Here is a 14,420-nt window from a genome sequence, read left to right on the forward strand (position 1 = left end):
TTCAAACATCCTCCATGATTACTGTGCTTGAACACGCAGCTCTGCGGCACTGCGGCTCTGGTGACCAAGTAGCGTGCGAAGATCTGCCGCTTGTGGTTTCACCAAATAGAACTTTGGAATCCATTCATCAAAGTTCGCCAAAATATTTTCAGCATGACTCGACCCTGTTTCTTCAAGGTGTTCCGCAATTAGGCCACGCAAATGTTCTTGGTGGATGTAAAGATCGGACAATGAGATGGCTTCGACAGACTCAGTATTAACTCGACCTTCAAAGCTTTGGTTCTCATCCAGAACATAGGCAAAGCCTCCAGTCATACCCGCGCCAAAGTTCACACCTGTCGCACCAAGAATGGCAACAATACCGCCAGTCATGTACTCACAAGCGTTATCGCCAGCACCTTCAATGACGGCTATCGTACCTGAGTTTCGTACGCCGAAACGCTCACCTGCTTTACCGGCTGCAAATAGTTTACCGCCGGTCGCGCCGTACAGACAGGTGTTACCAATGATGGTTGCTTCATTACACTTAAATGCAGTGCCAAGGTGAGGTTTGATAACCACTTTACCGCCCGCCATGCCTTTGCCCACGTAGTCGTTCGCATCGCCCGTGAGGTAAAGCTCTACACCACCTGCGTTCCAAACACCAAAGGACTGGCCTGCGGTGCCGTCAAGATAGATTTTGATAGGGGAAGCCGCCAACCCTTGGTTGCCATAGCGTTTTGCTATTTCGCCAGATAAGCGTGCACCAACAGAACGATCAGTGTTGATGACATTGTAGAAGAAACTTGCCGATTGACTGTTTTCGACCGCATGCATGGCATCATCAACGATCTTTTGGTTGAGCTCAGCTTTATCAAACGGTTTGTTTGGCTCTGTCCAAAATAGCGGATGGCCCTCAGGTGATACTGGAGCTTCTAGAATATTGGATAGATCCAGCTTGGTCTGTTTCGCTGTAAATCCCTCTACTGCCTCAAGTAAATCGGTACGACCAATCAAGTCCGTCAGCTTTTCAACGCCAAGTTCGGCGAGTAATCCGCGCACTTCGTCTGCCAGGCCGATGAAGTAATTCATCACCATTTCTGGTAGACCTTTGAAGTATTCTTTACGCAGTGTCTCGTCTTGAGTCGCAACCCCAGTTGCACAGTTGTTGAGGTGACAAATTCGTAGGAACTTACAACCCATAGCGACCATTGGCGCAGTACCAAAACCGAAGCTTTCTGCACCTAAAATTGCGGCTTTAACTACGTCTAAACCAGTCTTTAGACCACCGTCTACCTGTAGGCGGATCTTATGACGCAGACCATTAGCAACCAGAGCTTGTTGTGTCTCTGCCAACCCCAACTCCCAAGGGCTACCAGCGTATTTTACCGAAGTTAATGGGCTTGCTGCGGTACCACCGTCGTAACCCGAAATGGTAATAAGATCAGCGTAAGCCTTGGCTACACCCGTTGCGATGGTGCCGACACCTGGCTCGGAGACGAGTTTTACCGAAACCAGCGCATTCGGGTTGACTTGTTTAAGGTCGAAGATCAGCTGGGCCAAATCTTCAATCGAATAGATATCGTGATGCGGAGGAGGGGAGATCAGAGTCACGCCTTGTACCGAATAACGCAGTTTTGCGATTTCTGCGGTGACTTTGTGTCCTGGTAGCTGTCCACCTTCACCCGGTTTCGCACCTTGTGCCACCTTGATTTGCAGTACATCCGCATTAGTCAGGTAATGCGGCGTTACACCAAATCGTCCAGAAGCAATCTGTTTGATACGTGAGTTACGCTCAGTACCGAAACGGCGAGGATCTTCACCGCCTTCACCCGAGTTAGAGTAACCACCAAGACGGTTCATCGCCGTTGCAAGTGCTTCATGCGCTTCTGGGCTAAGTGCGCCAATGGACATTGCCGCTGAGTCAAAGCGTTTGAACAGTTCAGTGCGTGGTTCTATTTGCTCAAGTGGCAGCGGTGAGTCTGATTTTTTCAGCGACATTAAGTCACGCAGCATGGCAACAGGGCGTTGGTTTACCTGCTTAGCAAAGCTCTGATAGTCGTTACTTTCGCCAGATTTAACGGCCTGTTGCAGCGTGCCGACAACATCCGGGTTGTAAGCATGATACTCACCTCCATGGACGTACTTTAACAAGCCGCCATGATCAATCGATTTGCGTTTCGCCCATGCTTTACGAGATAAGTTTGTAAGATCTTGCTGGAAGTCGTCAAAATTCGCGCCTTCAATTCGAGTTGTGACGCCTTTAAAACACAGATCGACCACATTTTGGCTCAAGCCAACTGCTTCAAACAGTTGTGAGCAGCGGTAAGAGGCGATGGTTGAGATCCCCATTTTCGACATGATCTTGTACAGGCCTTTGTTGATGCCGTATTGGTAGTTTTGCATCACATCGCGGTAGTCTTTCTCTAGTGCTTTATCATCAATCAGTTTACCTAACGCTTCATAAGCAAGGTATGGGTAAACCGCAGTGGCACCAAAACCAAGTAAGACGGCAAATTGGTGTGGATCACGGGCTGTTGCGGTTTCGACAACAATGTTGGCATCGCAACGTAAGTTCGCGTCAATCAGACGAGTTTGAACGGCGCCGACTGCCATTGCTGCAGGAATTGGCAGCTTGCCTTTGACTAAAGCGCGATCTGAAAGCACGACTAGAACCGTGCCTTCACGCACCACTTGTTCTGCTTGCTCACACAGATCATCAATGGCTTGTTTGAGATCTTTCTGTTGTGGATCGTAGTTGATATCGAGAATGGTATTACGGTAATGATCGTCACTCAGCTCTAGTAGTTGCTGCATGTCTGAATAGAGCAGTACTGGAGAATCAAAGGTTACACGATGCGCGTGGCCATCGGTTTCACAGAAGACGTTCATCTCCTGGCCGATGCTGGTCGCCAGCGACATGACGTGTTTCTCACGCAGTGGATCGATTGGTGGGTTGGTGACCTGCGCGAACTTCTGACGGAAGTAATCAGTCACCAAGCGCTCTTTCGAAGAAAGAACCGCCATCGGGGTGTCATCACCCATCGAACCGACGGCTTCTTGCCCCATATCACCGAGGACACGCAATACTTGATCGACTTCTTCATTGCTCATAGCAAACTGCTTTTGATAAGTCTTAAGCAAGTCTTCATCAAAGCTGCGCTCACCTACTTGATCTTCAGGCAGCTGAGAGAACGGTGTTAGTTTGCGAACGTTGTTCTCCATCCATTCGCGATAAGGGTGACGACATTTCAGGTCATTATCGATCTCGCTAGATTGCCAAAGCTTACCTTTACGAGTGTCGATGACGAGCAATTCCCCCGGACCTACACGACCTTTTTTGGCAACTTCATCTGGGGCGTAATTCCAAATCCCTACCTCAGACGCCAGAGTGATCAACTTGTCTTTGGTAATTACATAACGCGCAGGACGTAGACCGTTTCGGTCTAGGTTACAAGCAGCATAACGACCATCGGACAGTACGATACCTGCTGGGCCATCCCATGGTTCCATGTGTTTGGAGTTGAAATCGTAAAACGCACGCAAATCCGGATCCATGTCAGGGTGGTTTTGCCATGCTGGCGGCACAAGCATACGCATGGCACGGAAGATATCCATGCCGCCAGCTAAAAAGAGATCTAGCATATTATCTAGGCTAGACGAGTCTGAGCCTGTCTCGTTCACAAACGGTGCTGCAGTTTGTAGGTCAGGCAGCAGTGGTGACGAGAACTTGTAAGCACGAGCGCGTGCCCATTGTCGGTTACCTTCAATGGTATTGATCTCACCATTATGAGCAAGGTAGCGGAACGGTTGAGCTAATGGCCAACGCGGTTGAGTGTTGGTAGAAAAACGCTGGTGGAACAGACAGATAGCAGATTCCATACGTAGATCGGCAAGATCAAGATAAAAGCGCGGTAAGTCCGCAGGCATGCATAGGCCTTTGTACACCAAAACTTGAGTCGACAAGCTACAGATGTAGAAATCCGGATCTTCGGTGATTTGTTTCTCGATGCGACGGCGTGCGATGTAGAGACGACGTTCAATGTCACGCTCGCGCCAACCTGCCGGTGCAGAGATAAAGACTTGCTGAATATTTGGAAGCGAGTTGGCCGCAATTGGACCGAGTACTTCTGAATTAGTTGGTACTTCACGCCAACCAGCCACAGTTAGCGTCTCTTGCGCCAGTTCTTTGTTGACGATGTCTTTAGCGAGTTGAGCTTTGACTGGATCTTGGTTGAAGAAAATCATCCCTACGGCGTATTGCTTGCCAAGGTTGAAACCATTTTCTTCGGCAATAAGACGTAAATAGGAATCGGGCTTTTGTAATAGAAGACCACAACCATCACCAGTTTTACCATCGGCGGCGATACCACCACGGTGAGTCATGCGGTCAAGTGCAGAAATTGCTGTACGTACCAGCTTGTGGCTTTGTTCGCCTTCCATATGCGCGATCAAGCCAAATCCACAGTTGTCTTTCTCAAGACTTGGATCATAAAGAGCCATTGCAATTCTCCCTTTGCTTATCCGTCATCCCGACAGATATATCAACACTGCTTACGTTGATATCGATGACTAACTATGCGTCATCTTTATAGCTTTATGTATAATTATTCAGTAAAAGTTGTGAAATATTTAACATTTTTTGAGTGTTTTATTTTCATCAACTTCACAAGCTATAGCTTATTGTAAAAAAGGTCAAGTTATTAGTGGATCATCACGTGAATATGCGATTTACCATTTAATAAGCTAAAATAGTTTAATAATTTCAAATAGATAGAAAATTGATTGTTACAAAAAAGTAACATTTGATTCTGTGGGAGATAAAAAAGACCAGCATAAAATGCTGGTCAAAATAGAAAGATTGGAAGGAATTGTTTTCTTTCTTCACCGATAGCCATCGATATTGCTGATGGCTATTAGGCAATTGAAAGAGAGAAGCATGACTGCTTCGTTAAGCAGAAAGCATCAGTGAATCTGCTTTTGCTTCTAGGTTTGTGCCACCCATTAAGTAATCATCGATAGCACGGGCACATTCACGGCCTTCGTTGATACAACGAACCACCAAAGATTGGCCTGTTCGCATATCACCAGCAGCAAATACACCTTCTTGGTTTGTAGCAAAACCTTGAGTTGCTACGTTACCACGATCATCTAGCGCGATATCCAGTTGAGCAAGTACGCCTGTTGGTTCAGGGTGTAGGAATCCCATCGCTAGAAATGCCATATCACATGGAATCACACGCTCGCTGCCTTCTACTTCTTTGAAGCTTGGGCGCTCGCCTGGTTTTGCATCTTGCCAAACGATATCAGCAAGACGAAGGCCTGTGACTTCACCTTTGTCATTTCCGATGAACTCTTTGGTCAGGATGTTCCAGTGACGATCGACACCTTCTTCATGAGAGGTCGAAGTACGTAGGATCATTGGGTATTGAGGCCAAGGCATATTGGCTGGGCGCTTCTCTGGTGGAATCGGCATGATTTCCACTTGAGTTACGCTTGCTGCGCCGTGACGGTTTGACGTACCTACACAGTCTGAACCGGTATCACCACCACCGATGACAACCACATGTTTACCTTTTGCGTGAATCTCTTCCGTTTTCAGGTCCATGTTATTTGCACGGCGGTTGTTTTGACCTAGGAATTCCATTGCGAAGTGAACGCCTTTGAGCTCACGACCCGGAACTGGCAAATCACGTGGAACTGTTGAGCCTCCCGTCAGTAGAACCACATCGAATTCTTGACGCAGTTGCTGAGCATTTACATCAACACCGACGTGTTGGTTTACTTTAAACTCAATGCCAGCTTCTGCCATTAGATTGATCTTGCGATCAATGACTTCCATGCTCAGTTTAAAGTCTGGGATACCAAAACGTAGCAGACCGCCCACTTTCTCGTCTCGCTCGAATACTGTCACGGTATGGCCTGCGCTGTTTAGCTGCTCAGCAGCCGCAAGACCAGCAGGTCCAGAACCAATGATCGCCACCGTTTTACCAGTGCGAGAACGTGGTGTTTTTGGTTTGGCGTACCCTTCACGATACGCCGTTTCTACGATAGTTTTTTCGATATTACAGATAGTGATTGGGTCTTGGTTGATACCAAGAACACAAGCACTTTCACATGGAGCAGGGCAAACACGACCAGTGAACTCTGGGAAGTTATTGGTTGAGCTTAGAATGTTCCAAGCTTCTTCCCAGCTATCACGATAAACCGCATCGTTAAACTCTGGGATGATGTTACCGATAGGGCAGCCGTTATGACAAAACGGCACACCACAATCCATACAACGAGAAGCCTGAGTATTGATCTTGTCACCAAACTCCTCGTTCAGAACGAACTCTTTGTTGTTCTTGATGCGTTCAGCTGGGTCGATCTTCTGTGGTAGTTCACGACCATGCTCTAAAAATCCAGTAGGCTTACCCATTATACGGCCTCCACTTGAGTTTCGTTTCCTTGAGACTGTGCTTCAGCTTTACGCTTTTGAAGAACCGCTTTGTAGTCACGCGGCATTACCTTAACCATAGAGGCTAGGCTTGCTTCAAAGTTGTCTAGGAAAGACTGAGCGACTTCACTTCCTGTGAATTGAACATGCTTAGTTAGCATGTCGAGTAATAGATCTCTGTCTTCTTGCTCGATTGGATCTAGGTCTACTAACTCTGGGTTCAGTTTTGACTCAAAGTCACCTGATTTATCCCATACGTAAGCCACGCCACCACTCATACCTGCGGCAAAGTTACGACCTGTTGACCCAAGGATGATGGCTGCACCGCCAGTCATGTATTCACAACCGTGGTCACCGACGCCTTCTACTACTACTTTCGCGCCTGAGTTACGAACACAGAAACGTTCACCAGCCATACCACGAATGAAAGACTCACCCGAAGTTGCACCGTAGAAGCACACGTTACCAACCACGATGTTGTCTTCCGCGACAATGCTTGATTTCGCATCTGGATAAAGTACTAAAGTACCGCCGGATAAGCCTTTACCCCAGTAGTCGTTCGCGTCGCCTTCCACTTCGAACTTCACGCCCTTAGCTAGGAATGCGCCGAATGACTGACCTGCAGAACCTTTGAACTTCACGTTCATTGGCTGAGGTAGACCTGCATCTTTGTACACTTTCGAGATTTCGTTCGACAACATGGTACCTGCAGAGCGGTCCGTGTTGACGATAGGGAACTCGGCATTCACCGCTTCGCCTTTCTCTAGTGCAGGAATCGCTGCTTGAATCAGCTTACGGTCTAGCACTTCTTCTAGGTTGTGGTTCTGTTGAGCTTGGTTGAATACACCATCAGCTTCACGTGGTTGCTCAACGTGGAGAACAGGAGACAGATCTAGGTTCTTGTATTTCCAGTGAGAAATGTCTTGGCGGATCTTCAGTTTCTGACCTTGACCGACCATTTCATCGATAGTGCGGAAGCCAAGTTCAGCCATGATTTCACGTAGACCTTGTGCCATGTATTGGAAGAAGGTTACGACGTCTTCTACGCGGCCATCAAAGCGCTCGCGAAGCGTCTTGTTCTGAGTCGCGATACCAACAGGACAAGTGTTCTTGTGACACTTACGCATCATGATACAACCTTCAACCACTAATGCTGCGGTTGCTACGCCCCATTCTTCTGCACCAAGTAGTGTTGCCACTGCAAGGTCGCGAGGTGTCTTCATCTGACCATCCGCTTGAACCACGATACGGTTACGTAGACCGTTCTTCAGTAGCGTTTGGTGCGTTTCTGCCAAGCCAAGTTCCCAAGGAAGACCTGTATGGCGGATTGAAGACATTGGTGATGCACCTGTACCGCCGTCGAAACCTGCGATTAGTACAACGTCCGCTTTCGCTTTCGCTACACCAGAAGCGATCGTACCTACGCCTGCTTCTGATACCAGCTTCACGTTTACACGGCCTGCGCGGTTCGCGTTCTTCAAGTCGTAGATAAGCTGAGCCAAATCTTCGATTGAGTAGATATCGTGGTGTGGTGGTGGAGAGATAAGGCCAACGCCCGGAGTCGAGTGACGCGTTGCACCGATCCAGTCATCTACTTTATCGCCTGGTAGCTGACCACCTTCACCTGGCTTCGCACCTTGAGCCATTTTGATTTGCAGCTCTTCAGCGTTAGTTAGGTAGTAAGAGGTTACGCCGAAACGACCTGAAGCCACCTGCTTGATTGCAGAGCGTTCCCAATCGCCGTTCTCTTTGCGCTCGAAACGCATTGGGTCTTCACCACCTTCACCAGAGTTCGATTTCGCGCCAAGACGGTTCATCGCAACAGCTAGTGTGGAGTGTGCTTCGTAAGAAATAGAACCGAATGACATAGCGCCCGTCGCGAAGCGTTTCACGATGCTTTCAATTGGTTCGACTTCGTCGATAGAGATAGAACCTGCTGGGTTCTTAATGAATTCTAGCTGGCTACGCAGAGTTACTGCGTTGTCACCTTGTTTATCTACGGCTGTCGCGTACTGCTTGAACTGATCGTAGTTCTTGTTGCGCGTAGACTCTTGCAGTAGAGAAATGGTTTCTGGGTTGAATAGGTGCTTCTCACCACGCTGTTTCCATTGGTAAACACCACCAACATCCAGCATTTGAATTGGGATTTCGCGTTGTGGGTAACCGATGCGGTGACGGATAAGTACTTCTTTGGCGATATCATCAAGGGTTAGACCTTGGATACGAGAAACCGTCCCTGTGAAGTATTTGTCGACCACGGATTTGTGGATACCCAATGCTTCGAAGATTTGCGCACCATGGTACGACTGTAGCGTTGAGATACCCATCTTCGAGAAGATCTTCAGAAGACCGCCATTGATCGCTTTACGGTAGTTGTTGAACAGATCACGAGGGTTCGCTTCTGGATACAACTTCTTCGTACGTTGAAGTTCAATGATGGTTTCAATCACTAGGTATGGGTTAACCGCATTCGCACCGTAACCAAGTAGTGTTGCAAAGTGGTGCGTTTCACGCGCGTCACCGGTTTCAACCACGATGTCACACTTCGCACGTAGACCTTTACGGATCAAGTGGTGGTGCACTGCGCCAACTGCCAGCATTGCTGGGATCGCAGCGTGGTTTGAATTAACTGCGCGGTCAGTGAGTAGGATGATTGAGTAACCATCGATAACCGCGTCTTCTGCGTATTGGCAGATACGTTTTAATGCACGCTCAAGTTTGCCTTGATCTTCACTAGCTTGGAATACGATATCCAGCGTCTTCGCTTGTAGGTGCTCGTTATCGATCGCACGTAATTTCTCAAGCTCAGAGTTGGCTAGAACAGGCGATTCCAATTCTACTTTCTGACAGTGAAGTGGTGTTTCAGTCAGAAGGTTTTGGTCTTTACCCAAGTAAGTGTTCAGCGACATAACCATACGCTCACGGATCGGGTCGATCGGCGGGTTAGTTACCTGTGCAAACAGCTGCTTGAAGTAGTTTGAAAGATGCTGAGACTGATGAGATAGAACCGCAAGAGGCCAGTCGGCACCCATTGCTGATAATGGCTCTTTCGCGTCATTCGCCATTGGAACGATGATTTCGTTCACTTCTTCAGTGCTTACGCCAAACGCTTGTTGGCGGTGTAGAAGGTGTTCTGGCTTAGGTTGGCTGAACTGGTTGCTCGCATCTGGCAGCTTCTTCAAGCTCAGTAGGTTTTCTTCTACCCATTTCTCGTAAGGCTGTGCCGTTGCGATGGTGTCTTTCACTTCTTCATCGGAGATGATGCGACCTTGCTCTAGGTCTGCAACGAAGATACGACCCGGTTGTAGACGACCACGGAACTCTACGTTCTCTGGTTCAATATCCACAACACCAGATTCAGATGCCATCACTAGGAAGTTATCTTTGGTCACTGTGTAGCGAGAAGGGCGCAAACCGTTACGGTCTAGTGTCGCACCAACTTGAACACCATCAGTAAAACATACTGAAGCAGGACCATCCCATGGTTCCATGATGTTCGCGTGGTACTGATAGAACGCGCGACGTTTAGGATCCATGTTTTTGTTTTCTTGCCATGCTTCCGGGATCATCATCATCAATGCGTGTGGCAGGCTGCGACCAGAAAGAACTAGGAGCTCAAGTGCCATATCGAAGTTAGATGAATCCGAGCTGCCTTCCTGACAGATTGGAAGAAGCATGTCGATTTCAGCCTGAGTAAACAGGTCTGATTCTAGGATTGCTTCACGGGCTTTCATCCAGTTCAAGTTACCGCGAACTGTATTGATTTCACCGTTGTGGGCAATGTAACGGAAAGGCTGTGCAAGACGCCATTTCGGGAAGGTATTGGTAGAGAAACGAGAGTGTACCAGTGCCAGTGCAGTCACCATGGTCGGGTTTTGCAGATCGAGGAAGTACTGAGGTACTTGCTCAGTCGTTAACTGACCTTTGTACACTAATGTCTTGTAAGACATGGAGTTAATGTAGAAGTCGTCACCAATGTTCGAAACGCTTTCTAGGCAAACGCGTACGGTGTAATTACGAAGTACGTACAGTTTGCGTTCTAGCTCTTCAGGCGTGATGCCAGGGCCGCCGGAGATAAACACGTGCTCAAATTGAGGCTCTGTGCTTAGAGGGTCGGCACCAATCATGGAGTTGTCGGTTGGTAATACGCGGTAGCCGATAACTTCAAGGTCTAGACGCTGTGCGTTGCGTTCTAGAATGTCACGGCATTGTTCGCGTTTGTATTCGTCTTTCGGGAAAAGAACGACACCAACACCATACTTTTCAAACGAAGGCAGTTTAATGCCTAGCTTAACGGCTTCTTCTAATAGGAATTCATGAGGTTTTTGTAGCAAGATACCCGCACCGTCACCGCTGCATGGGTCACAACCTTGACCACCACGGTGTTCCATGCGAGCCAGCATATCCAATGCTTGAGTCACTACTTCATGAGATTTACGGTTTTTAAGGTGAGCAACAAAACCGATACCGCAAGCGTCATGCTCCAGTTCCGGAGTGTACAGACCCTGTGGATTTTGCTCTCTATCTACCATAGATACATCCTTCCAGTTCAATGTCGACGCAAAAGTACCGGGCAGCAAATACTACCTAGACTATTGATTACGTCTTGTCCTTTATATTTATTATCGCCACCGATCTAGGTTGACCGGTCTTGATTCCTTTCCGTATCTCGCAGGAAAAGTTTTGCGAGAAAAACAATCCTTGGTGGTATCCCTTTATTTATTATCACTATCTAGTGATTTATATAGGTAGGAGTGGGATAACACCGACAAATCCCGCAGTGTGCTTTGTAATAAAAGTCACAAAAATAACGGGGTTGTGTAAGTATCCTACAATTTTGTCACTTCAGAATGCAATGAAAAAGTCGGCGTTGTGACCCAATTTTTTCGTTTAATTATGCATTTTTAGTTTAACATTTACGCAACATGAACGATTTTTGTCTTTAATTATGCAAGTTTATTGATTTTGACCCGCATGGTGGGTGTTTGAATTGATTAATATTGTGTGTTTTTTCTTGCAGGGATGTAATTTATTTACACAGATCGTAGTGAGATTGATTACGATTTATTGTTGGTGAGAATTTATGCAGTTACATGAGTTGGTCAATACAATCGGCCAAGATCTTCAGCGTCGATACGGTGAAAAGGTTCATAAGTTAACATTGCACGGTGGATTTAGTTGCCCTAACCGCGATGGCACGATTGGGCGGGGAGGATGTACATTTTGCAATGTGGCTTCGTTTGCAGATGAAGAAGTCCAGATAAAAAGCATTCACGAACAGTTAAAAGATCGCGCAGGTGAAATTCACAGAGCGAAGAAGTATCTCGCTTATTTTCAGGCCTACACCAGTACCTATGCCGAAGTACAAGTTCTCAAAAACATGTATGAGGAAGCGCTAAAGGCTGCAGACATGGTTGGTCTTTGTGTGGGGACGCGTCCTGATTGCGTCCCTGATGCGGTATTGGATTTACTGTCGGGCTATGTACAGCAAGGTTATGAAATTTGGCTAGAACTAGGCCTTCAAACCGCCAACAATGACACCCTAAAACGTATCAATCGTGGTCATGACTTTGAGTGTTATGCCGAAATCACTAAGCGTGCGCGAACACTCGGAATCAAGGTTTGTACTCACTTAATTGTGGGTTTACCCAAAGAAAACCGCGCCGAAAATATTGAAACGCTGCAAAAAGTGTTGGCCGTGGGAACGGATGGCATCAAGTTACATGGCTTGCATATTGTCGAAGGTAGCACCATGGCGAAAGCTTGGCGTGCTGGAAAGCTAGAAGCCCCTGAATTAGAAGAATATGTTGCGATCGCCAGTGAAATGATTCGTATGACACCACCAGATGTGATTTATCATCGCGTTTCATCAGCAGCCAGGAGGCCCACGTTATTATCGCCTCTGTGGTGTGAAAACCGTTGGCTAGCGATGACGGAAATTGGTCGAGATCTCAGTGCTCATGGTGCTCAAGGGAGTCTTACGGGGAATACCTTTATCTATACTAAACCGGAATTAATAGCAGATCGCTCAATAAATAACTGATATATTTTAACCAGTGTTCTTTGAAGGTTTAAACGATGGATCAGTTACTCAATTGGCTTTGGGGTGGTCAAGGCGGTTATGGCTATGTCGTCTTGTTGTTAATCGCAGGCGTGTGCGCGTTAGCACTGATCTATTTGCACTTTCAGACATCACTTAAGCAACTAGTAACGGATTCTCCCTATCCAGTCATAGTGGTGGACACTAGCCATGCTCAGCTCTTGCTATCTAACCAGGCTGCGATGCAGTTGTTAGGCATTCGCTCTTTGGGAACGGGGTATTTGTATCCTGCTTTATTCGATATTCATGAGCTTGAGCAGTTTCTCGATCGCTTCTCTAGTCGTCATTTTCGTCAGCAGGCTTTTGACTGGCGACTATCTGATAGTGAATCTATTAAAGTGGAGCTGTCAGGCAGAAAGAGTTTATTGCGCAATCATCGAGTTTGGATTCTTTATGCTCAGCCATATCAAGCCACTCACCAAGAGCAGCAACAAGAACTTGCCCAATTAATCATCGCACGTTCGGCATTAGACTCACTTTCAGAGCTGATTTGTACCCAAGACCACCAAGGCAATCTATTAACGACCAATCGAGCATTTGATCAATTCTGGCAAGGGCGAAGGGAAGAAGCTTGCGCATCCAAGGCCTTGGGTGAGATGACCAGAAAAAGCGAACGTAAATGGACAACGGATCCACAAGGTCGAAGTTGCTTATTGGAAGTCAATCAAAACTCTCTTGTTTCGCCGAGTGGTGAGCTTATCGGTACGCTGTCTATTAGTCATGACGTGACTGAATGGCACAAGATGCAACAGAATCTGCGAGATGAAATGGAGCGTCGCAAAGATACTGAGGTGGCGCTAGCGCAAAGAGATACTATCTTACAAACGATTCTGGATGCCAGTCCGGACTCCATTGGTATTTTCAATGAGAACATGGTCTATCAAGCGTGTAATCAGCCTTTTGTTAAGGCGTTAGGCATTTCAAAAATTTCTGATTTGATAGGTAAGCGCCTCCAAGACGTGATTCCTAAAGAGATGTACGCGCGCTTAGCAGATAGTGACTTAGAAGCATTACGCCAGTTAGAGCCAGTTCGATACATAGATAAAGTCGTGAGTAGTGATGGTAAAAGTACTTGGTTTGATGTGGTGAAATCGCCTTTTAAAGATAAAGCATCAGGAACGAATGGTGTGCTGATCATGGCGCGTGATATTTCTGAGCGTTATCTTGCAGAACAAAAGTTGGAAAAAGCCAACCTAGAGTTAGAAAAATTGAGCTTTATGGATAGCTTAACTCAAGTATCGAACCGACGCCGTTTCGACGAACAACTGCAGGTATTGTGGTACCACCACGCTCGAGAAAAGCTGCCGCTCACCATCATGTTATGTGACATCGACTTTTTCAAAGATTACAACGACTGTTACGGTCACCAACAAGGTGATGAAGCGTTAGTCAGTGTCGCTACCGTGTTTACACAAGTCATCAATCGTTCTTCGGATTGTGTTGCGCGTTATGGTGGCGAGGAGTTTGGTTTTATCTTGCCGAATACCACCACGGAAGGTGCGCGCAACGTAGCACAGCGTATTCATGAGAAAATTCTACAGCTTGATATGGAACACGACAGTTCAGAAGCATCTGAACGCCTTACCGTCAGTATCGGTCTGGTCTCTTACATTCCTCAGCATGGTGATGAACCCGAAATGGGCATCGCTATGGCTGACAGTGCGTTATACCAAGCTAAAGCTGATGGACGTAATCGCACCTGTATTCACCCCAGTTCTTGCTAACGCTTTGTGACCGCTTGCTCTAAGTTGATAGCTGATTGTTTAAATCACCGTATTAAACACGTTAAACTTACAGAAGCCTGTGCGCTCGTTGGTTTATCTTTCTATCTCGTGTCACAAGCGCAGATCGCACCGTGTGTTTTTCACTAATCAAACAGACCTAAATTGCGTTAGGTCGAGT

5 protein-coding genes are annotated in these 14,420 nt (G+C 47.0%); 2 read left to right on the forward strand and 3 right to left on the reverse strand.

Translation table 11 applies throughout. From position 1 onward, the window contains the following. Positions 1-18: 18 nt before the first annotated feature. The 3 genes from gltB (R8N49_RS11960) to gltB (R8N49_RS11970) all read right to left on the reverse strand — a co-directional run bounded on the left by gltB (R8N49_RS11960) (position 19) and on the right by gltB (R8N49_RS11970) (position 10,950). Complete coding sequence (gene gltB, locus R8N49_RS11960; RefSeq protein WP_258494433.1) at positions 19-4,482, reverse strand: glutamate synthase large subunit; 4,464 nt, start codon at positions 4,480-4,482, stop codon at positions 19-21. Between the two features lie 448 nt (positions 4,483-4,930). Beyond that, positions 4,931-6,400: a glutamate synthase subunit beta gene (locus tag R8N49_RS11965; RefSeq protein ID WP_064376566.1), complete on the reverse strand. Its 1,470-nt coding sequence runs from the start codon at positions 6,398-6,400 to the stop codon at positions 4,931-4,933. After that, complete coding sequence (gltB, locus tag R8N49_RS11970) at positions 6,400-10,950, reverse strand: glutamate synthase large subunit (protein ID WP_318189987.1); 4,551 nt, start codon at positions 10,948-10,950, stop codon at positions 6,400-6,402. The genes R8N49_RS11965 and gltB (R8N49_RS11970) overlap by 1 nt, the downstream gene beginning before the upstream one ends. A 551-nt stretch (positions 10,951-11,501) precedes the next feature. Between gltB (R8N49_RS11970) and R8N49_RS11975 the strand changes: the two genes are divergently transcribed. Both R8N49_RS11975 and R8N49_RS11980 read left to right on the forward strand, forming a co-directional pair. Next, a complete protein-coding gene (locus tag R8N49_RS11975) occupies positions 11,502-12,461 on the forward strand; it encodes a TIGR01212 family radical SAM protein (RefSeq protein WP_132936763.1) in 960 nt (319 codons plus the stop codon). 35 nt (positions 12,462-12,496) lie between these two features. Continuing rightward, positions 12,497-14,242, forward strand: coding sequence for a GGDEF domain-containing protein (locus R8N49_RS11980; protein ID WP_213869787.1), 1,746 nt, complete (start codon positions 12,497-12,499; stop codon positions 14,240-14,242). Positions 14,243-14,420 lie beyond the last annotated feature (178 nt).

The sequence above is a fragment of the Vibrio sp. 1978 genome (assembly GCF_033344345.1).

Excerpts from the sequence above, each read along its gene's own strand:
- R8N49_RS11965 (WP_064376566.1), bottom strand. The coding sequence starts at position 6,400 with ATGGGTAAGCCTACTGGATTTTTAGAGCATGGTCGTGAACTACCACAG.
- gltB (WP_318189987.1), bottom strand. The coding sequence starts at position 10,950 with ATGGTAGATAGAGAGCAAAATCCACAGGGTCTGTACACTCCGGAACTG.
- R8N49_RS11975 (WP_132936763.1), top strand. The coding sequence starts at position 11,502 with ATGCAGTTACATGAGTTGGTCAATACAATCGGCCAAGATCTTCAGCGT.
- gltB (WP_258494433.1), bottom strand. The coding sequence starts at position 4,482 with ATGGCTCTTTATGATCCAAGTCTTGAGAAAGACAACTGTGGATTTGGC.
- R8N49_RS11980 (WP_213869787.1), top strand. The coding sequence starts at position 12,497 with ATGGATCAGTTACTCAATTGGCTTTGGGGTGGTCAAGGCGGTTATGGC.